The sequence below is a fragment of the Phormidesmis priestleyi ULC007 genome, assembly GCF_003003695.1.
GTDB lineage: Bacteria > Cyanobacteriota > Cyanobacteriia > Leptolyngbyales > Leptolyngbyaceae > Phormidesmis_A > Phormidesmis_A priestleyi_A.
This window is the reverse complement of sequence record NZ_PVWG01000053.1, coordinates 1-20,745: the sequence shown is the minus strand read 5'-3', so window position 1 is coordinate 20,745 and position 20,745 is coordinate 1. Positions and strand designations below refer to the sequence as shown.

19 protein-coding genes and 1 pseudogene are annotated in these 20,745 nt (G+C 47.3%); 12 read left to right on the top strand and 8 right to left on the bottom strand.

What is annotated here, in order from left to right:
- Nucleotides 1–166 precede the first annotated feature (166 nt).
- The 4 genes from psaC to C7B65_RS23565 form a co-directional block, all read right to left on the bottom strand.
- Nucleotides 167–412, bottom strand: coding sequence for a photosystem I iron-sulfur center protein PsaC (psaC, locus tag C7B65_RS23580; protein ID WP_009458117.1), 246 nt, complete (start codon nucleotides 410–412; stop codon nucleotides 167–169).
- A 174-nt stretch (nucleotides 413–586) separates the two neighbouring features.
- The gene (locus C7B65_RS23575; protein ID WP_073072763.1) at nucleotides 587–1,108 is read right to left on the bottom strand and encodes a tetratricopeptide repeat protein; all 522 of its coding nucleotides are present in this window, start codon (nucleotides 1,106–1,108) and stop codon (nucleotides 587–589) included.
- A 41-nt stretch (nucleotides 1,109–1,149) separates the two neighbouring features.
- Complete coding sequence (locus C7B65_RS23570) at nucleotides 1,150–2,004, bottom strand: Rpn family recombination-promoting nuclease/putative transposase (protein ID WP_073072765.1); 855 nt, start codon at nucleotides 2,002–2,004, stop codon at nucleotides 1,150–1,152.
- Between the two features lie 56 nt (nucleotides 2,005–2,060).
- Nucleotides 2,061–2,966: a CoB--CoM heterodisulfide reductase iron-sulfur subunit B family protein gene (locus tag C7B65_RS23565; RefSeq protein WP_073072767.1), complete on the bottom strand. Its 906-nt coding sequence runs from the start codon at nucleotides 2,964–2,966 to the stop codon at nucleotides 2,061–2,063.
- 346 nt (nucleotides 2,967–3,312) lie between these two features.
- Here C7B65_RS23565 and acpP point away from each other — a divergent pair, with 346 nt between their 5' ends.
- The 6 genes from acpP to C7B65_RS23535 all read left to right on the top strand — a co-directional run bounded on the left by acpP (nucleotide 3,313) and on the right by C7B65_RS23535 (nucleotide 11,341).
- The gene (acpP, locus tag C7B65_RS23560; protein WP_073072769.1) at nucleotides 3,313–3,564 is read left to right on the top strand and encodes an acyl carrier protein; all 252 of its coding nucleotides are present in this window, start codon (nucleotides 3,313–3,315) and stop codon (nucleotides 3,562–3,564) included.
- Nucleotides 3,565–3,678: 114 nt separating this feature from the next.
- Nucleotides 3,679–4,932, top strand: a complete 1,254-nt coding sequence (fabF, locus tag C7B65_RS23555; protein WP_073072770.1) for a beta-ketoacyl-ACP synthase II — start codon at nucleotides 3,679–3,681, stop codon at nucleotides 4,930–4,932.
- Between the two features lie 208 nt (nucleotides 4,933–5,140).
- Entirely contained in the window at nucleotides 5,141–7,147 is a 2,007-nt protein-coding gene (gene tkt / locus C7B65_RS23550; protein ID WP_073072772.1) for a transketolase, read from the top strand.
- Between the two features lie 294 nt (nucleotides 7,148–7,441).
- Nucleotides 7,442–9,355, top strand: a complete 1,914-nt coding sequence (locus tag C7B65_RS23545; RefSeq protein ID WP_073072774.1) for an ArnT family glycosyltransferase — start codon at nucleotides 7,442–7,444, stop codon at nucleotides 9,353–9,355.
- Between the two features lie 80 nt (nucleotides 9,356–9,435).
- Nucleotides 9,436–9,918 carry a MarR family winged helix-turn-helix transcriptional regulator gene (locus tag C7B65_RS23540; protein WP_244913278.1) on the top strand — a complete coding sequence of 161 codons (483 nt, stop codon included), beginning with the start codon at nucleotides 9,436–9,438 and terminating at the stop codon, nucleotides 9,916–9,918.
- 94 nt (nucleotides 9,919–10,012) lie between these two features.
- The gene (locus C7B65_RS23535) at nucleotides 10,013–11,341 is read left to right on the top strand and encodes a hypothetical protein (RefSeq protein WP_073072855.1); all 1,329 of its coding nucleotides are present in this window, start codon (nucleotides 10,013–10,015) and stop codon (nucleotides 11,339–11,341) included.
- Here C7B65_RS23535 and C7B65_RS23530 read toward each other — a convergent pair.
- A complete protein-coding gene (locus C7B65_RS23530; protein WP_181314489.1) occupies nucleotides 11,329–12,687 on the bottom strand; it encodes a DUF3370 domain-containing protein in 1,359 nt (452 codons plus the stop codon). The two genes, C7B65_RS23535 and C7B65_RS23530, sit on opposite strands and share 13 nt — an antisense overlap.
- Before the next feature lie 239 nt (nucleotides 12,688–12,926).
- Between C7B65_RS23530 and C7B65_RS28110 the strand changes: the two genes are divergently transcribed.
- The 5 genes from C7B65_RS28110 to C7B65_RS23515 all read left to right on the top strand — a co-directional run bounded on the left by C7B65_RS28110 (nucleotide 12,927) and on the right by C7B65_RS23515 (nucleotide 16,506).
- Entirely contained in the window at nucleotides 12,927–13,082 is a 156-nt protein-coding gene (locus C7B65_RS28110) for a hypothetical protein (RefSeq protein ID WP_181314488.1), read from the top strand.
- A 226-nt stretch (nucleotides 13,083–13,308) separates the two neighbouring features.
- Entirely contained in the window at nucleotides 13,309–13,707 is a 399-nt protein-coding gene (locus C7B65_RS27495; RefSeq protein ID WP_143162064.1) for a hypothetical protein, read from the top strand.
- A 13-nt stretch (nucleotides 13,708–13,720) separates the two neighbouring features.
- Entirely contained in the window at nucleotides 13,721–14,182 is a 462-nt protein-coding gene (locus C7B65_RS23525) for a DnaJ domain-containing protein (protein WP_073072779.1), read from the top strand.
- A 170-nt stretch (nucleotides 14,183–14,352) separates the two neighbouring features.
- A complete protein-coding gene (locus tag C7B65_RS23520; protein ID WP_143162065.1) occupies nucleotides 14,353–14,841 on the top strand; it encodes a hypothetical protein in 489 nt (162 codons plus the stop codon).
- A 243-nt stretch (nucleotides 14,842–15,084) separates the two neighbouring features.
- Nucleotides 15,085–16,506 (top strand): hypothetical protein, encoded by a 1,422-nt coding sequence (locus C7B65_RS23515; protein WP_181314487.1) that lies wholly within the window; start codon nucleotides 15,085–15,087, stop codon nucleotides 16,504–16,506.
- A gap of 101 nt (nucleotides 16,507–16,607) precedes the next feature.
- Here C7B65_RS23515 and fumC read toward each other — a convergent pair whose 3' ends face one another.
- On the bottom strand, nucleotides 16,608–18,014 hold the full coding sequence (fumC, locus tag C7B65_RS23510) for a class II fumarate hydratase (protein WP_244913277.1): 1,407 nt from the start codon (nucleotides 18,012–18,014) through the stop codon (nucleotides 16,608–16,610).
- A 192-nt stretch (nucleotides 18,015–18,206) separates the two neighbouring features.
- On the opposite strand from fumC, the gene C7B65_RS28945 reads away from it, so the two are divergent.
- The gene (locus C7B65_RS28945) at nucleotides 18,207–18,332 is read left to right on the top strand and encodes an AbrB/MazE/SpoVT family DNA-binding domain-containing protein (RefSeq protein ID WP_244913276.1); all 126 of its coding nucleotides are present in this window, start codon (nucleotides 18,207–18,209) and stop codon (nucleotides 18,330–18,332) included.
- A 441-nt stretch (nucleotides 18,333–18,773) separates the two neighbouring features.
- Here C7B65_RS28945 and C7B65_RS23500 read toward each other — a convergent pair whose 3' ends face one another.
- Together C7B65_RS23500 and C7B65_RS23495 are read right to left on the bottom strand one after the other, a co-directional pair.
- Complete coding sequence (locus C7B65_RS23500) at nucleotides 18,774–20,300, bottom strand: beta-barrel domain-containing protein (protein ID WP_073072784.1); 1,527 nt, start codon at nucleotides 20,298–20,300, stop codon at nucleotides 18,774–18,776.
- 20 nt (nucleotides 20,301–20,320) lie between these two features.
- Nucleotides 20,321–20,668, bottom strand: a pseudogene (locus tag C7B65_RS23495) (ATP-binding cassette domain-containing protein); the annotation flags it as partial.
- Between the last annotated feature and the right edge of the window lie 77 nt (nucleotides 20,669–20,745).

Below are 20,745 nucleotides of genomic sequence, written 5' to 3'. Positions count from 1 at the left end.
ACAATCGGAGCAAACCATGCCTATCGAACTTATTGAACTGCCGTTAAATTGAGAGGTGACGATCGGTTCGCCGACTCGTCCAATATTGCCAAAAAAAAGGAGGCAAGATTGCCCCCTCTAGTTTTGAACCCACATGAATGAAAAATAGATTGCGTATAAGTTTTGCTTAGTAAGCCAAGCCCATACTGCGCGTCGTTTCGGCACCCAGGTAGACCCGGATGCTCAAAAAGTCGGTAGGACAAGCAGTTTCGCACCGCTTGCAGCCTACACAATCTTCCGTTCTGGGAGAAGATGCGATCTGCCCTGCTCTACACCCGTCCCAAGGAACCATCTCCAGAACATCGGTAGGGCAAGCGCGGACGCATTGAGTACACCCAATGCAGGTGTCGTAGATTTTGACTGTATGAGACATATTTATGAATGGCTCCAGATTCGTGCTTGTTGCTGTGGCAACGTCTGCAATTCTGCGATCGAACGGTGCAAAACACCGCCAAACCTCAGAATCATTGCTTAGTGTACTTCACAGCGTAGCCGCACTCTTTTAAGCAGTTGCAAAACTTTAAACTCCGTAATCTGGAGGGTCACGCTAGTTTTTAGAGCTGACCTCTGAGAGTGATTTTTTTACCCACTCAATATTATCCACAATCATTGAACATATTGGCTTGTCACTTTCAAGCTTGCAGAGTTCTGCTGATTTCTGGTAATCACTAATCGCCAGTCTGTAGTTTTTCTGCGCTTCAGCAGGATTTCGATCTTCTGCTGAACCTCCGAGGTGGTTGTATACTTGCCCTCGATCGTCGTACAAACCTACCAACGACAAAGAAGAGTTTTTATCTTTTCCACTCGAAACGATTTTTATCGCTTCTGTGAAATCTGCGATCGCGCCCTCACGATCGCCTGACTGCGATCGAATCCAACCTCGGTTAAAGTGAGCTAAAGCGTTATTGGGATCTTTGTAGATTCGTATATCTTCTTCTATCGTGGTGAACGGTATACCTTGCATTGAAAGAAGTACAATTCTCAGCCCGCCTACGATCGCTACAAAAACAATGCTTGAACTCACCAAATAGAGAATGACAGCTTTTTTGCGGGATTTGTGGATAGTCATCAGTGATACGGGAGAAAGATTTGCTCGGTCTGAACTCTAGATCACCTGAGTTGCTGAACTTGAGCGATCGTCAGTCCTGTTTTCTGGGCGATCGTTTCTGTATCTAGAAGATCAAGGAGCGATCGGGCAATTTCCAGACGCTCTTCTTGTCGCCCTTCTTGTCGTCCTTCTTGTCGCCCGTCCTGTTTGGCTTTGAGGATGGCATTGCGGTTGTCATGCAAAACCATTTGTCGATTCTCCAGCACTTCTAACTCCTTACGGCTCAATCTGCTCTGCTTTGCCACCGTGAAGGCATGGTCGATCGCTGCCACTTCTCTCATTTTGGCTGGCACCGATTCTAACTGGTTCGCAGACTTCAAGAAATATAGCCATTTGTCTACCAGAGTTTCGAGATCATCTAGCGTCTTGTTAAACTTTGGTAGCTCGACAAACACCAATTCAATATCATCGCTGTAGTCTGTCAGGTCGTCTTTTTCTTTGAGTCGATAGCGAGATAGGACACGATCGTTGCCCGGAAACATCTCAAAGTCCGTAATCGTCAGAGCGATGACTGGGTTGAGCAGTGTGTAATCTTCTCCAACCCCTAACTGAATCGAGAAAGCTTTGGCAGCGTTGTATAAGATTCTTTTCTCAAACCCCAACACATTCAAGACCTGCATCTCAATGATCACGGTTGTGCCGTCAAAGAGCGTTGCTTTAACATCCAAATATGAATCCTTGATTCCCTTAATTCGAGGAGCTTGATAGGGATCGAGAATAATGAGATCTCGAATCATGTCTTGCTCGTCGTAAACAAGGGCGTTGAGAAAACTGATCAAGATGTCTTTGCTTTGCTTGGAGCCAAAGATTTTCTTGAAGGCAAAATCAGTTTTAGGGTTGATGAAGACGCTCGGCATCGACTGTCTTGTGTAGTGATTTAATTCGATCGGATCTCAAGTCTTTTGACGCATTTTTAAAGTCCCAATTTTTCTAAAACAGGACGCGTTGAAACGATATGACGATCGAGGCCCAACTCATTCGGACTGACACCGAGCGCCAAGGCCACGAGTTGAGGCAAATGCAGCACAGGTAATCCAAGTTTTTGACCAATCACCTTTTCAACTTCGGGCTGTCGAGAGTCGAGATTCAAATGGCAAAGCGGACACGGTGTGACCATGCAATCTGCCCCGGCAGCGATCGCTTCTTGAATATGCATTCCTGCCATTTTAAAGGATTGTTCAGGGGCATAACTGGAAAGCGGCCATCCGCAGCACTGAGTCCGACCGCGATAATAAATTGGGGTTGCGCCCACAGTTCGGAAAACATTCTCCATCGACTCTGGTTTGAACGGATCGTCATAGCGAATGTGGTCTTGTCCGCGCAATAAATAGCAGCCGTAGAATGCAGCACAGTTTAAGTTAGAAAGTTTGCGAGTCACTTGCTCGGCGATCGCTTCCAGCCCATAATCTGCCACAAGCGCCCACAGCAGATGCTTAACGTCGGTCGAACCTTTGTAGGGTGAACAGCCCTCTTTTGTGAGAAATCCATTCACTTGTTCGAGATAAGCAGGATCATTGGCTTGAGCGTCTTTTAACCGCTCATCAACGTGACCGATGACTCCCTGACAGGTGCTGCAATGGGTCAGCAAAGGCAGATTTAATTGCTCGGCTAAGGCAATATTGCGGGCGTTTACGGTGTCTTCGAGCAGTTGAGAATCTTCTTTAAAGGTGCCAGACCCGCAGCAAGAAGCTTTTTTAAGCTCAACTAGCTCGATTCCCAAAGTTCGAGTCAAGGCTTTTGTCGATTGGTCAAGCTCCCGGCAAGCTCCTTGAGCAACACAACCGGGAAAATAGGCGTATTTGAGCGTAGACGATCGCATAGTTTAAGATCAAAAAGAAACAGTACAGGTCTTAAAGCAAAAACTAAGTCGCTCAAAACTTGTCATTCAAATCTATCATCGCTGATCTTCAGGGCTGGGAGAATTTTTTCACCGTTCAAGATCGAGCCGAAGATTTGCGGGTTTTATAGAGAACCCGATCGGAAACTGACTGACGATTCGCTTTGCAAAGATCTTAAGGATCGCGCTTTCAGATAAGATGTGAAAATGCTCAAAATTATGTCGTCCCTAAAGCACGTGTGACACGTCTCAATGGCTGACATGACGGAGGGAGAACCACATTAGAACTTAGTGAAAACGGTTGCGGCAGCAACGAGTGAGGAAGACTATGAGCGCAAATGAGATTTTCGAGAAAGTTCAAAAAATCGTCGCCGATCAATTGGGTGTAGAAACCAGTGCAGTGGTTCCTCAAGCCAGTTTTCAAAATGATCTGGGTGCAGACTCGCTAGATACGGTCGAGTTGGTGATGGCGCTAGAAGAGGAGTTTGAGATCGAAATTCCTGACGAAGCCGCAGAAGAAATTTTGACGGTGCAATCGGCTGTAGACTACATCAACAATAAAGTCACCGCCTCCGCTTAACAGAAATTTGAGTGTTAACGGTTGAGTGATGAACTGCCCCTCTCCCTCAACTGTCAACATTCGGAGTTCAAATCTTTTCTAATTTTGGGTGTTGAAACCCTTTGAATCGACATCATGACAAATCTTGTAAGTAAGCGCGTTGTTATCACAGGTCTGGGCGCAATAACTCCCATCGGCAACACCCCAACTGACTATTGGGATGGGCTAATGAGAGGGCAAAATGGCATCGCACCGATTACGCTGTTTGACGCTTCTCGCCACGGTTGCCGAATTGCAGGCGAGGTCAAAGGCTTTGACCCTCACGAGTATATGGAGCGCAAAGAAGCCAAACGCATGGATCGGTTCGCTCAACTTGCTGTGGCAGCTAGTAAGCAGGCGCTTGCAGATGCTCAGTTTGTTATCAATGACCTGAATGCAGAACAGGTGGGCGTAATGATCGGCACGGGCATTGGTGGGCTGAAAGTGCTGGAAGATCAGCAGGAAATTAACCTCATTAAGGGGCCCGATCGCTGTAGCCCCTTCATGATTCCGATGATGATCGCCAATATGGCGGCAGGGCTGACCGCCATTCACACTGGGGCAAAAGGCCCTAACTCGTGTGCGGTGACGGCCTGTGCAGCCGGGTCAAATGCGATCGGAGATGCCTTTCGTCTAGTGCAGCGCGGCTATGCCCAAGCAATGATCTGCGGCGGCACCGAAGCAGCCGTCACGTCCCTATCAGTGGCCGGGTTCGTCGCGTGTAAGGCGATGTCTAGCCGCAATGATGATCCAGCTCACGCCAGCCGACCCTTTGATAAAAGCCGCGATGGTTTTGTCTTAGGCGAAGGTGCCGGAGTTTTGATTCTTGAGGAGTTGGAACATGCGCTAAGTCGAGGAGCCAAAATCTATGCGGAGATAGTCGGCTATGGCATGACCTGCGATGCCTATCACATCACGTCTCCCGTTCCAGGCGGAGAAGGCGCAGCAAGGGCAATTCAGCTTGCGCTCAAAGATGGAGGCTTGGCTCCTGAACAGGTTAGCTACATCAACGCTCACGGCACCAGCACGCCGATGAATGATTCGACCGAGACTGCCGCCATGAAAAAGGCGCTAGGTGAACACGCTTACAAGATTGCGGTGAGTTCGACCAAATCGATGACGGGGCATCTGCTGGGGGGATCGGGTGGCATTGAGGGTGTTGCGGCGGTGATGTCGATCGCTCACGACAAAGTTCCGCCCACCATCAACTTAGAAAACCCCGACCCCGACTGCGACTTAGATTATGTGCCCCACCATAGCCGCGAAATGCCTGTAGAGGTAGCGTTATCTAACTCCTTCGGGTTTGGTGGCCACAATGTGACGTTAGCGTTTAGAAAATACGTTAAGTAATGCTTGTGTTATGCCCGCTTGTCTGAAATTATTAAGAAGTTGTTAGAAGTCGGCAGCTTCTAATAACTTTTACTGATAGGTACAATTGCTTACCCTCGTTCATAATAGAGAGTAGGTGATCCCCTGTCAGGAAACGGTGCCACCTGAACTTTTTCTGCCTGTCATTCCTGCCCAGCCATAAACCGTCCTTCATTACACACACAAGATCATGGTCGTTGCAGCCCAATCACTCGAAGAACTTTGTATTAATGCGATTCGCTTTTTGGCGATCGATGGGGTTGAAAAAGCAAAATCAGGACACCCTGGCTTGCCAATGGGTGCGGCTCCGATGTCTTTTGTCCTATGGGACAAATTCATGCGGTTCAACCCTAAAAATCCTTTCTGGTATAACCGCGATCGGTTCGTTTTGTCGGCGGGTCATGGCTCGATGCTTCAATATGCCCTGCTTTATTTGACAGGCTACGATAGCGTCAGTTTAGATGACATTAAACAATTTCGTCAGTGGGGGTCAAAGACTCCGGGGCACCCCGAAAACTTTGAAACAGCCGGGGTTGAAGTGACCACAGGACCCCTCGGTCAGGGGATTTGTAACGGGGTCGGCTTGGCGATGGCAGAAGCGCACATGGCGGCGACTTTTAACAAACCGGATGCGACGATCGTCGATCACCACACTTATGTAATTTTGGGTGACGGCTGCAACATGGAAGGCGTTTCGGGTGAAGCCTGTTCACTAGCGGGTCACTTAGGGTTGGGCAAACTGATCGCCCTTTATGACGACAACCACATTTCAATTGATGGTGATACTGCGGTTTCATTCACCGAAGATGTTGGAATGCGCTTTGAGGCTTATGGCTGGCACGTTCAGGCGGTTCCCGATGGCGACACGAATTTAGATGCGATTCAAGCGGCGATCGAGGCAGCAAAAGCCGTCACCGACAAGCCTTCTCTAATTAAAGTTAGAACCACGATCGGCTACGGTTCTCCCAACAAGCAAAATACGGGAGGCGTTCACGGGGCTGCATTAGGTGGCGAGGAAGTTGCCGCCACCCGTCAAAACCTAGGTTGGGATTATCCCCCGTTTGAAGTGCCTGAAGATGCGCTCAATCACTGGCGTAAAGCCATCGATCGCGGTGCAAAACTCGAATCTGATTGGAACGGAGCGCTAGACACCTACAAGTCAAAATATCCCGCAGAAGCGGCTGAGTTTGAGCGTCGTTTGAGTGGCAAACTCCCCGAAGGTTGGGTGAGTGCGCTGCCGACCTACACCCCCGCAGACAAAGCGCTGGCGACTCGTCAAACCTCTGAGAAGACTTTAAACGCTCTGGCTCAAGCGATTCCTGAACTGATTGGCGGTTCGGCTGACTTGACCCACTCTAACTTGACCTTGCTAAAAGGCTTCCCCGACTTCCAGAAGGGCAGCTATGCAGGGCGCAACTTGCGTTTTGGAGTTCGTGAACACGGGATGGGCGCAATTTGTAACGGCATTGCGCTATCGGGTTCGGGTTTGATTCCCTACTGCGCGACCTTTTTAGTATTTGCAGACTATATGCGGGCGGCGATTCGTCTCTCGGCATTGTCGCAAGCAGGCGTGATTTACGTCATGACCCACGACTCGATCGCGCTTGGCGAAGACGGCCCGACTCACCAACCTGTGGAAACGATCGCGTCTCTCCGTGCCATTCCTAACCTGTTGGTCTTCCGTCCGGCAGATGGGAACGAGACTTCTGGCGCTTACAAGATTGCGATCGAGCGTCGCAATCAGCCTTCGCTGTTGGCAATGACTCGTCAAGCGCTGCCTAACCTCGAAGGAAGCTCGTTTGAAGGCGTGGCTCGTGGGGCTTACATTCTGTCTGGTAGCGATGACTTGCCCGAAATCATTTTGATCGGCACGGGCAGCGAAGTCAGCCTTTGCGTCCAAGCTGCCGAGAAGCTGCGGGCAGACGGTCGTAAAGTTCGCGTCGTCTCAATGCCGTGCTGGGAACTGTTTGAAGAGCAAGACGAGCATTACAAAAATGCCGTATTGCCCAAAGCAGATCAAAAGCGGTTGGTGGTTGAAGCGGCTTCTAGCTTTGGCTGGCACAAATATTCGGGCAGCGAAGGTGCGATCGTCAGCATCGATCGTTTTGGGGTCTCGGCACCTGGCAACATTGCCATGGAGAAGTTTGGCTTCACGGTTGATAACGTCGTCGCTGAAGCCAAGAAAGTGCTTGGCTAATCAATGACTGTGATCTTTGAGTGATCTGAAATGGCTCCTTAAAAGGAGCCTTTTTTTAACGTCAGTTCGACAGAAGTGGTTCGCTCCGGTTGTGAATTCGGGAAGCCCCCTAAATCCCCCAAAATTGGGGGACTTTGAACCGGAAATTTTGACTTGAAGTCCCCCAAATTGGGGGATTTAGGGGGCAGAAGCCGATGACAACGAAGCGAAAAAACTCGTCGAACTGACGTTTTTTAAGGGTTATTCTGGTCGAAACTGATACGTGACGGTGACTCAAAGTTAGCCTTCTGACCTATGGCGATCGTTCTAATTTTTGCTTCATTTCTATTCGCGATCGCAATTCTCTACCTCAGAGAGAATCAGTTTAGGCTGGCTTTTATCAAAGCGTGTATTATTCACGGCTGTTTGATTATTTTCTCAACAGAGCTTTTGAGCCTGACCCGATCGCTTGATTTTACTCATGTTGCTTCGTTCTGGCTGATCACTTCTCTAGTGAATTTTTCAGTTCTGTGGAACTGTTATCGCAAATTACCCGCTAATAGAACTTTTAAGCTTAAGTCTAATTTTGAAACCCTTGATCGGGCGAGTCAAATCTCGATTGCTGTAACAATCGCAGTGCTGTTAATTAGTTTAATAACGGCTTTAATCGCGCCTCCAAATAATTGGGACTCGATGACTTATCACATGCCGCGCGTAATGCATTGGATTCAAAATCGAACGGTTGCCCATTATCCAACTCATAGTTTACGTCAAATTTCTTTTCCTCCGGGTGCAGCCTATATCGTCACACATCTACAAATTCTTGCGGGTGGCGATCGCTTTGCAAATTGTGTTCAGTGGCTATCATTTGTTGGCAGCATTTTTGGTATTTCGCTGCTTACCAAAAAGCTGGTTGGTGAGCAAGCACAGTGGATTAGTTTAGTCCTTTGTGCCAGCATTCCAATGGCGATCGCTCAATCGACAACGACTCAGACGGATTTAGTGACGAGTTTTTGGCTGGTTTGCTTTACCTACTTTTTGTTTGCGTCACCAGATTTTAAATCTAATCTTTTTTGGATGATCGGCTCACTTGGTTTGGCTTTAGTGACAAAACCAACCGCAATTATTTTTGGAATTCCTTTATTTGTAGTGTTTGGGTTTCTTACCTTTAGAAGGAGTTTTATACAAAATTCCAGCGTAATCAAATCTTGTTTGAATACGGTTAAAGTTTGCTCGATCGTAGGACTTGGCAGCTTAACTTTTCCAATTTGGAGCTGGTTAAGAAATGCTCAAACTCTGAATCAATTTCTTGGCACCGACATGGGAACTAGAAGTGAAGTTAATAGTCTGCCTGAGCTAATCTCAATCTTTCTGAAAAATCTATCGCTTAATTTAACGCTGCCCGGACTTAGACAATTCATCACATTGATCCATGAGTATTTTCTGAAGGTTGATGTTAACAAGCCTGCTTTAACACTTGGCAATCCCGTTGTCGCTTTTAGCACTATAAGGACTTCGCCTCTGAATTTACTATTTCCGATGGAAGATTCAGTTGCGAATCCAATCCATCTGATTTTGGGAGTGGTAGCAGTCTCTTATCTATGGAGTTCGTACTTTCGCCGAGCTGATCAGAAGTTGAGATTACTCCTTTTGTCAGGAGCGATCGCGACTGGTTATTTGTTGTATTGCTATTTATTAAAGTGGCAACCTTGGGGAAATCGATTGCTTCTGCCTCTATTTATATTACAAACCCCGATTATTAGTTATTATTTAGCGGATTGTCTCAAAATAAGAAGTAATTTGTCTGTTAAGCTGACGAGTCTGATTGGAGTTGTGGCAATTTTATATGCCTTAACTCCAATTAGGCACCCTCTAGTTCCCTTGCCAAATTGGTCACCTTATTTAGCACAGGGACAGTCGGAATCAATCTTGTGGTTACCACGTCAACAAATTTATTTCGGTGGCTCTCTTAAATATTTAGAGATTACTGATCGCAAAATTGTGGACACTGTGATCGATCGAGATCACTGCCACACGATCGGGCTGATTTCTGGCGAGGATGATTGGGAATATCCGCTTTGGGTATTGTTCAATGAAAAAACATCAGGAAATTTCCGCCTCAAACACGTAGATGTAAAAAACGAGTCTGCCAAGTTAGAACCAGAATTTCCCGACTCAGAGCTTTGCGCGATCGTCTCCACAAAAGGACATATACAGTCGATTCCTTAAAAGCGATTAAATAAACTGTTTGTATTGATACTGTTTGATATGCAATACTAAAATTATTAATATTCTTAATAGCCGACCCTGTGAAGCCGATAAAAGCCAACCAATTTCAAGACACAACGCCTCAACTCAATGCAAAAAGTGCCGCCCAAGAGCCATTCATGCCAATGCTGCGGGAGTTAGCTCAGACTTATCAGGCATTTTGTGCATACGATGAAGCCCACATTCGCGAATTGGGACTGACACCGCCGCAATTTGACGTGATTGCGACGCTCGGCAACACATCGGGAATGTTTATGAATCAACTGGCAGAAAAAACGCTGGTTACTAAAGGCACCTTAACGGGGATTGTCGATCGCTTAGAGCAAAAAGGCTTAGTCCGACGTGAAGTGCCGCCTAAAAATCGTCGATGCTTTTTGATCGTCTTAACGTCAGAAGGTGAGCAGGTGTTTGAAGACGTGTTTCCTGCACACATTGCTTATTTAAAAGAGCGATTTGATCAACTTGATCCGCAAGAATTGTCACAGATTAAATCGGCTCTGCAACGGTTGCGAGAAATTCTTTAGATTCGTTGCGCTGGATTGCCAAAAATCTGTCTCAGAATGCCGATCTACCGCTACAGTGAAAGCGTATCTTGACCAAAGCGATCGGAGACAAAGCGTGGACTCAATTTTAGAGCGGGCAAACGAGTTAAAGCAGGCATTGACAGATTTTGTCTTAGACGCTGAGGGAGACTTGGCGACGGCTCTAGAAACCTACACCGCCGAACAACTAGCGCGATCTCAGCAAAAAGACCGCAAACAGCAGGATCTAGCAGTCGATGCTTTTCTGAGTGCCGGACAGGTGGGCGATAAAACGCCGCTGGATTTATTTATTGAGAGCGAATCGGGGTTATCTGAGCACGATCGACAACTCCTTTCAGATTGGAAACGCGCTTTCACAGGACTGTTTGCGATTCAACAAATTTTGCCTGACGGATTTGAGTTGATGAATTGGCTGACGACCAAAACCTACATCGTTAAGCCTAACAATTCAGCAACGCTAGAAGAAATGGCGCGGCTAAAAGTGGGAGAAATTTTGCTAACGCGAATTGCACCCGTTGATGATTACTGGACATTCTTCAGTCCTCACATCCAAATGGGTAACTTAGGCAAGCCAAAATTAGCGGTCGCGATCGGAAACTTTAAACAGAACCACAAATCAGATTTGTATGGCGACGCACCAGAGTTGTTAGAGGAAGCCTGGAAATCGGTCGATCGCTATCATCAAGACTTTCTAGACTTTTTCGGCAGCGATGAAATGACTCTTCCGGGCTATCAACTCAGCAAAAAAATTCCCGAATTTCAAGAGTTTTTAACCCAGCGCCGTCTAGATGAAGCCGGAATCGACGGGTCTAAATCCCTATCAGAGATGGCGCAAGACGCAGGAATGAGCGACGAAGAATTGGGAGACGTTGCCGAAGCAATGGGGATGGATGCTCAAACAGCAACGAAAATGCTAGAAAACAAAGATGCTGTCAAAATGGCAGCCCCTCAAATCGATATTCCATCTGACCTTAAAAAAGCAGAACAGGTGACAGTGTTAGCGCACCCGCGTTGGGGGCAGATGTTTTTGACCACCCACACTCAATTCATCAATCTGCTGCAAACCGATGACTGGCAAAACGTTAAAGGCGCAGACAAGCTGATTCGTAACTATCTAGAAGCGCCAGAAATTAACGCCTTTGTTTGGCATCGTTTAGCCCAGCAATATCCCGTTCAGCTAGAAAAAGTTTTGCAAGGATTTTTGCAGCGTCCTGAGTTTGATTTGAAAGCTGATCTTGACTCACTGCTGCGATCGCACCATAAACCGTTAGAGCCAGAACTTCCTGAAATCGCGAGTGTGCCCATTCACCTGCACGATCTCTTTCAAGAAGCCCTGGCAGAGGTGACCAAATCGCAACCCAAAAAGAGCGAAAAGAAAGGCACGAAAGGATTTCAACGCGCTTGATCGAGCGTTCTGACCGTTAAAACCTGGGGTGGCGTAGAGTCGGGCGGATAGATCAAATCAACCGCTACAAGTCGTTGCTCTCCGGGTTTCATCGTCAGGGTGATTAAGGGTTCGCCTTGCTGACCGCGACGCAGCACCAGATGTACAAATCGCGTTTGCGGCAACCCGGCATCATCGTTATAGCGAATTCTGACCGTTCCTCTAAAGAAGACTTGACGAGCAGGTGGCTCAAAAAATCGCAGTCCTTGTTTTGTGTCTTCTCGCTTCAGTGGGTTTTCTAGGGCGATCGTCACTACCTGATTTTGGTTGGTAAAATTTCGCAACGGCATCGACAAGTTATATTCGATCCCGTAGTTTCCGTGAGCTTCATAAGCCGTGTCGGGGTAACGCTTGAGTAGTTTAGCGTTTTGATTTTGTCCCGTGCCCATCGTGCCCCGATAAAGCAAACTTAGCCCATAAGAAAATGCTTGACCCGGTTGAGGAATGGCGAGGCGATCGTTGCCCACATCGACCAATCGTCCTGACCACTGAGAACCCTGCGCGACTCCGGCAACTCGCCCATAGGCAAACGCTTCATTAGATTGAGTGATGGGCGTAGCCGCTTTGTCGCGAGGTTGCGCTAAGTCGCCTTGATCCAGCAAAGTTTGCCATTCTTCTAGCGTAGGCTCCCGTTCGCTGCCATCTGGGTTTGGTTTAGCAAACATTCCTAAGCTGGCAACGTAGACTTTGCCAGTGCTGTGAAGGCGCATCAGCGTCGATCGACCATTCAGCGGCGGCGTTAAAGTCTTCACTGGAATCGGGAGATTCATCAACAATCGGCTTTCGCCAGGCGGAATCACAATCTGAGGCGGAAAGAGCGATTGACGCTGCCCTCTCAACACTTCGCCAACTGCCCGACCGCCCGGCCCAGCAAACACCTTTCCCGTAGCGTTATCGAGATAAGAGGGCAGATCCACAAAGGGAGCATCGGGCTGGCTGACATAACTAGCGGCGTTCAAAATGTCTAAAGTGACCGCCGTTTGACCAGGATTGTGGACGATCACACCCAGATAGAGCGTTCTTAAATCTTGTGGGGTTAAAGCTTTAGCAATGTGATGGGCAAAGAGATCAAAGCGTCCTTCAAAGGCTTGATTGAGATGAGCAGCAGGCACTCGCTTGCCCGTTGGGGGAAAGGTTGAAAGCAGAATCCCTTCTGTCTGCACCACTTCGGGACTGTTGCTATTAAAGACCAAAACTGAATCAAGTTGACCTGGGAGCGATCGCACTTCTTGAGGCTTGATAATTTCTTGAGGAGGCAGAATCGGAGTTGCTTGCGCCAAAGTCAAAATCGGTAAAAATGACAACATTATCGAGCGTAGGATCATTAAATTTGTGAGAGGGTCTGATCATATCCCTTGTTGAGACGGGTTTTGCGAGTTCTTAGTTTCGGTGATGTTGGTGAATTTGCTAGCCAGCAGATCAGGTTAATCATGCGATTATGCCACTGCTCAGGTATTTATCAAAACTTCACGCTTAACTGTCACACTTGTGCCGGAGCTTTATCTGAATTGAGTGATGTTTGAACCATAGCGTTTCTGATCTACTCATGTTCAAGATACTGATTGGCATTTCTGTCTCGATCGCATCCGGGCTTTTCATCACACAAATCGCGGCATTTTCTAACACCTCTCGACTCGGATTCATCGTGATCACGGTTGCACCCGTCAAAAGCCTGTCCATTCCTCACACCTTGGCGAAATGATTCAGACAATCATACCGAGTTTGGGTGAGAGCATTCGTAGACGGTGAGGCAGAATTGGGAGATTTGTTGTTGAAACAACCATGAGTTAGAGGATGTTGCGTCTCAAAGCGGCAGTAACAGACGAGAGGAACTGGATACGATTATTCTTACATATTGGTAATAGTTGAGACTAAGTGGGAAACATAACATAGTCACCAAACTTTTGAGCCACATAAGACAAGGCAATATGTTGAAATTTCTGCGTCTAGCTATCTCTACACTTCTTCCTATCGGTATCGTGTCTTTTGCCTCGCCAAGTCTTGCTGAAGGGCACTTCCTAATTTTTGGTGGACGAGGACACAACGTCTTCTTAGGCTGCATCACCTGTGGCGAATATGATCAAGGCTCCATAAACAATCAGTTCAACGACGAAGGAAGCCAGTTTGGGAAAAGAAGCATTTTTAATCAGTTCAGTGATTATGGTTCCCAATTTTCAGACTACAGTGCTTGCAATCCCAGAGCCAACTATCCACCGATTGTAGTAGACGAAGATGGTATTTTTTATGGGTATCTCAATGTAAATTCGCGTCGTTACTCCATTTCAATTCCCCAGCTTTCTGGTTTCACAGCAGGAGTTTGCAGGTAGAAATAAGCTAACTATGGACATCAACAAGTACTATGCGATTCTTGAGGTTCAACCAAATGCATCGCTTGAAGAGGTAAAGCAAAGTTATAAGGAATTGGCACAAGTTTGGCACCCGGATCGCTATTCCTATAACGTTCGGCTACAACAAAAAGCTCAAGCGAAATTCAAGGAAATTAATGAGGCTCACGAGCAACTTGTCAAGTTTTATGAAACTAACACTACCCATCAGGCTAAAGCTCAATCTGCCCAAGTTAAAAATCCAAGGACATCAGATGAGGAATTCATTGTTGAACTCGATAATCACGTAAAAAATTCTAACAATTCCACTTCTGATCCCTCATCTGAAGCCTCAGTGTGGTTAGGCCTACTAGTTTTTTGGGTGCTATTCATACTGGCAATCAAGTTTCCCATTTTGATCGTAGTAGCCATTTACTTGGGTGTTTACTTCTTCAACCAAGCTGAAAACAAGAAGTAAGCTTTTCTTTCCTGAGTTCCCAACTCCAAAAACTCTTGAGGTTTCTGTCGCAGTTTCTAAAGTGAGTCTGAGAGCTTCACAACATGAATCGCTCAACTCCTACGACTCAACTCTTCCCATTCGGACGCTGAACGATCGTTTCCATCACTCTGCGCCGATCGCTCCCATTGATGCCGACAAGCCTCACTCAACCTGCATCGGCAGCTTCAGACTATGGATGCTATATGCAGACTGGCTCAAAGCGAATCCTTGATTTAACCCGATCGGTCTGCGGGTTCAACGCTCAACAAGCCGCTAAAGACTACACAAAAGATACCGCTTATCTCAAAGCAGTCAGAAAGATGTTGCAGCAAAATCCTTATGGCAGCAGTTCGGTTAAAAATTTGGTTGAAGCGAACCCAGAGGTATTAACCAGTGCCGCTAGAGACTATTGTCAAGCTCGGCAAAGTGGAAAGTCTGACAACGAAATCATGGAAACCACTTACCGAAATGCAATGGATTCTACTGGAATGGCAATGGAGACTTATAGCCCTAGGAACCGCCGGGAAGCAGAACGGCTTCAGAAACAAATAGAAGTTGCTGTTATTCCCACTCAGCTTGCGATGTCACTGGCTTCACAACATTACTGTCCTCAAGTGAGCCGTCGATCGCTGCGGTGATTGTCCATTAGACCTCCTGCATGAATAAAATTCTCGATATAAGCTCTCTCAGATCTTGCTCCGTTTAGGTCGGCTTGTGCCCCCTAAATCCCCCATTCTGGGGGACTTTGAGAAGACTTGCGGTTTCAAAGTCCCCCAGAATGGGGGATTTAGGGGGCGTTCCCGGATTTGTGCAGGAGGTCTATGAGTCCCGTTTCACCTCACACTCTGTAGTAGGCTTAGAAACGGGAACTCTGGTGTGATATGACTCCTTCTCCAGCCCTTAATAAAGTGCCTCGTCGCAAAAATCTTTGGTTTGAGCGGGTGATGGCGATCGTGGCCACCGCCAATCTAGGACTCGTCGCCTTTGACCTGACCTATGTGCAATGGCGCGATTTTTGGTTTCGTCATGTGCCCGTCGTGACGCAGTGGTACGACCCGATTAAGGGCATCGAACCTCATCGTGACACGACGCAATATCTGCAAGCCGTCGATGCCTTAAAGCAAGAACTACAGCAGGGTGGATTGCAAAATCCGCAAGTGGCACAACGGCTGCAAGAGTTGCGCGATCGCAGCACCGAGATGATTGAAACTAACCCGTTTGCAGTGGCTAATAAGAGCGGCGCACTAGAGAAGATCAAAAATCGGATGCGAGATCAGATTTTTGGGCAACGCCGCAACGAATCAGCGCGTCAGGCGTTTAATCAGTTTTGGAGTGAAACCTATCTTCAGCAAAAGGGCGTTGATCGCGAACTGCAATTTTTCGATCGTGAGATCCGTCCCTTAATTGCCGTCAATTATTATCGAACGATCGGAGAGAATGGCGAATTTACCGATTATTTTTGGCAACTCGATCTGCCGTTTGTCATCCTCTTTGGGCTGGAATTTTTAGCGCGAACGTTTTATATCAGTCGCAAATATAAGAGTCTGAGTTGGCTCGATGCCATGCTGTGGCGCTGGTATGACGTGTTTTTGCTCTTACCTTTCTGGCGTTGGCTGCGAACCATTCCGGTAGCAATGCGGTTAGAACAAGCCGGGTTTGTGAGCTGGGAGCGAGTTCGCGCTCAGACCAGTCAAGGGCTGATTTCTAACATTTCAGAAGAACTTGCAGAGGCGGTCGTGGTGCAGGTGATTGATCGAGTGCAGCGATCGATCGATCGGGGAGAATTTTCCCGATGGATGGCTCATACCAAGTCTCGCCCTTATCTTGATCTCAATCAGCGCGATGAGATTCAAGAACTCACAAGCCATGCGATCAAGATAACAGTTTACAAAGTGCTGCCTAGAATTAAGCCTGATTTAGAGGCGCTATTGCGGCACAACGTCGAAGCCATTCTCAATCAATCTCCGGCTTATCAAGGGCTAAAAGCGATGCCTCTGATCGGTGATTTGCCTCGACAAATCAATGAGCGGTTAGTTACTGATGTGACCGAAGGCGCTTATAGTGCGATCCTAACGGTGTTAGAAGATAAAGCGGGCGTAGAGTTGATCAATAAGTTGGTCAAAAATTTTGGTCAGGCGTTAATGAGTGAGATCGGAGATCAGCGATCGCTCCAAGAAGTGCAATCGTTGATCAGTGATTTGCTAGAGGAAGTCAAGGTCAACTATGTGCGCCGTTTGTCGAGTGAAGATGTTGAAGGAGTTTTAGAAGAAGCGAGACAGATTCGGCGGCTTGATAAACGGTAGGCGAGGGCAAATCAATTAGGATTGTGAATTGAATAATATTCGTTATTGGCAAAGTCAATGGGCACGGCAGTGCCATGCCCGTACGCAATGATTCACGATTCTTAGGGACTGATCATTCGCTCTGGGCGCACGATCGCGTCAAATTCTTCGCTTGTCAAATAGCCCAATGCAACACAACTCTCTCGCAGGGTTGTATTGTCCTGATAGGCTTTTTTGGCAACTTGAGCCGCCCGATCGTAGCCAATTTTTGGATTCAATGCCGTCACTAACATTAATGAGTCATTGAGAAAATAGTCAATGCGATCGCGATTCGGTTCAATGCCAACGACCATGTGATCAGTAAAAGAGCAACACGCATCAGAGAGCAACCGCATCGAATGTAAAAGATTGTGAATGAGAACGGGTTTAAATACGTTTAATTCAAAGTTTCCTTGACTTCCGGCAAACCCGATCGCAGCATCATTGCCCATGACTTGCACACACACCATCGTCATCGCCTCACACTGCGTTGGATTCACCTTTCCCGGCATGATTGAAGATCCAGGTTCATTAGCAGGAAGCGTTAATTCCCCCAATCCGCAGCGCGGGCCAGAACCCATCCAGCGCAAATCATTGGCAATTTTCATCAGCGCACAAGCCAGCGTTTTAAGTGCGCCACTGGTTGCCACGATCGCGTCATGGGCGGCTAATGCTGCAAATTTATTGGGCGCACTGACAAACGGTAGCCCCGTCAGGTTTGCGATCTCTGCGGCGGCTCGGTCTGCAAATTCAGGGTGGGTGTTGAGTCCGGTGCCCACGGCTGTGCCGCCGATCGCTAATTCATAAAGTCCTGGTAGCGTCGCTTGAAGGCGCTGCAACCCCTGATCAAGTTGAGTCACATAGCCAGAGAATTCCTGACCTAACGTGAGTGGAACAGCATCCATCAAATGAGTGCGACCAATTTTAATGATGTCTTCAAATTCTTTTGATTTAATTGATAATGCATCTCGCAGCTTTGTCATCATCGGAATTAATCGCTGATGAATCACTTCGGCGGATGCAATATGCATCGCGGTTGGAAACGTATCATTAGATGACTGAGACATATTAACGTGATCGTTAGGATGAATCGGAGTTTTACTTCCTAATATGCCGTTTGCCATCTCGATCGCTCGATTAGAAATCACCTCATTGGCATTCATATTGGTCTGAGTGCCGCTTCCGGTCTGCCACACACTCAACGGAAAGTGATCATCTAGTTTTCCCGCAATCACTTCATCAGATGCCCGAATCACGAGTTGAGCCTGCTCGTCTGGCAGTTTGCCCAATGCCTGATTGACCGTGACGGCGGCTCGTTTGAGAATGCCAAATGCCCGAATCAATTCTCGCGGCATCGTGTCGTGCCCGATCGCAAAATAGATCAGAGATCGCTGCGTCTGTGCGCCCCAATAGCGATCGTTTTGAACGGCGATCGCGCCCATGCTATCTGTTTCAATCCGAGTTTCACCAGCCATTAGTTCATCGTTCACGCGTCATTCCTCATCCTACTGCCTTCTATTGAGATGAAGTTTCAACGTACCCATCAGTTGAAGTGCAAAGCCTTACCCGATCGCTAAATATGCGGTCAGCTAACCAGACATGAGCTTAATTCCTGACTTTGCTTGTCGATCGTTTCACTGGTAACTACAAGGTAATTACATTTGTTTTGCGATGATCTCACTATGAGCGCAAGCATCAGGACTCGAATTGTTAAAATTGGCAACTCTCAAGGAATCCGTATTCCCAAAACTCTCTTAGAGCAAAGCGGGATTGATTCAGAAGTTGAGATCGAAGTCCAAGGCGACTAACTGACTATCCGTGCCGCATCACAATTACGTAATGGCTGGGACACAGCTTTTGCCTCAATGGCAACCCAACGCGATGACATCCTTCTGGATGAAGCAACTACAACCGATTGGGATCAAGTTGAGTGGGAGTGGTAGCCAAGCGATTTGATGTTTTTCTGATTAATCTTGATTCAGTCTTAGTGAACAAAGAATAGTGCTTGATACTTTAGCGGAGATGTTTGCTGAATGAAAGATTATTGGCATTGCTGAATGCAAGTATGAATTGCCCTTCTCACGAAGTGGGGCGAAGCCCTCGCTAACCCATAGAGCCAGAACTCTCTTGTTCCCTCTTCGTGGGGAGAGGGTGAGGGTGAGGGCGGAGTATTTATGCAGGAAGTCTAATAGCTCTCGCAAAAGCAATCAGGTGAAACTCAACCAAAATCGCTGCTAAAAACGACGAAATCACCGGACAGATTTCATGCTTTCTGCTGTTTTTGTAAATTGGTCAGTAAAGATGCTCATAATTGTGCGATTTCTGATCTTGACGTTGGCACTTAGCGACATCCCTGACTGGAGGCGCACTTCTCGTCCATCCGCTATCAGCGATTGCCGCTCTAACCGAATCTTTGCCGGAAACGTGTAACTCGGCTGAATTTGAGTCGGCGGCAGCACATCTGATCCAATCCAGACGATCGTTCCCTTCACGTCACCAAATTCGTTAAAGGGAAACGAGTCGATGCGAACATCAACTGCCATCCCTGCTTTGACAAAACCAATATCGTGATTGGTAATCGACACCTTTGCAATTAGCGAATCGTCAGGCACAATCTTGAGAATGGGTTCGGCAGGTGATGCCACAAATCCAGACGCGTGTGCTTTCAGTTCAAAGACTGTTCCACTCACCGGAGCGTTTAGCTGACTGTATTTTAGTGTTTGTTGCGACTGAGTAATTTGGCTATCAATCTCTGAGATTTTTTTGTTGTTCTCAACAATTGCCTTTGTTAACTGGCTGTCAATTTCTGCAATCTTCTGATCGTTGTGCGCCAGTTGCGCCGTGTTGTCTTTACGATCGACTTGCAGCGTGTTTTGCACTTTCACTTGCGATTGTGCGATCGCGGCTTCAAGACGAGCTTGCTCCTCAATTAATTGATCCACTTCCGATTGGCTAGTAGTGACTTCTTGCTGTTGCTTGAGATATTGCACTTGCGAGATTGCACCACTTTCAGCAACGGGCTTCATGTCCGTTAAGATCTTCTGATTGAGTGCCAGCGTTTTTCTCAGTCCTCTCAACTTGACTTGAGTCTGACTAAATTGCCGCCGCAGTTGCTCGGTATCTAGACCAGCCGCGATCGCACGACTATTCAACTCTGCCTGGTTTGATTGCAATCGCTCCTGCTGTCCAGAGGTAAGCGATTCTTGAGGCAAACCATCAAGCTGAGTTCTAAATAGGTCGTTTTCTGCCACGATCGCCGCTCGACTTTTGGTTAAGCTCAGAAACTGAGGCTGAATTTTAAGTCCTGAGAGCGCGACAGTTTTGCCTTGCATTTGCGCCTCATAAAACTGATTTTCTTGTAGGAGAGCGATCCGAACTTGAGCCAGTGAATTTAGCTGTGCCTGTGGACTAGTTTGATCAAGACTTAGCAGCCGATCGCCTTTTTTGACCCGTTGCCCATCCTGAACATAAACGGCTTTGACAACGCCACTGACCGGGACTTGAACATCTTTAACTGCACCTTGCGGTTCTAGTTTGCCTTGCACCGGAATCGCTTCTTCAATTTTGGAGAAGTTTGCCCACAGCACGGCGATCGTTGCCGTTGCCATCAGCCCCCATAAAATCGCCCGTGACCACACAGAAGTTTGTTGCAGCATTAATGGATGCTCAAACTGCGGTGACTTTAGAGGAAGCTTAGGAGCGGGGAGAGTTGCCCTTGCTGCGTCGATCGGGAGAGAAGGGGCATTGTCCGTTGGCTGTTCATTGGCTGTTGTCATAGTCGGGTTCCTGATTTGCGCTATTGTTGCGATTCTTGTTGCTGATAGAGACAGTAGTACAGCCCTTTCATATCCATTAGTTCGACGTGTGTTCCTTGTTCCGCGATCGTGCCTTTGTCCATCATCAAAATCCGATCGGCGTTGCGAATGGTGGCTAATCGGTGCGTGATGAAAAATACAGTTCGTCCTTGAAAAGCAGCCATTAGGTTTTGACAAACTTGACGTTCGCTATACAAATCTAGGGCGCTAGTGGCTTCGTCAAGGATTAGCATCCGGGGATTTTGCAGAACAGTACGCGCGATCGCAATGCGCTGTCTCTGTCCCCCTGACAGCGCCGATCCTCGTTCGCCTACTCGTGTGTTGTAGCCCTAAGTACAGGACAAAAGCTTGCAAAAGGGGGTTAGGAAAGGGTTTCATGCAAATAGTGAGTTCACAATATGAAACC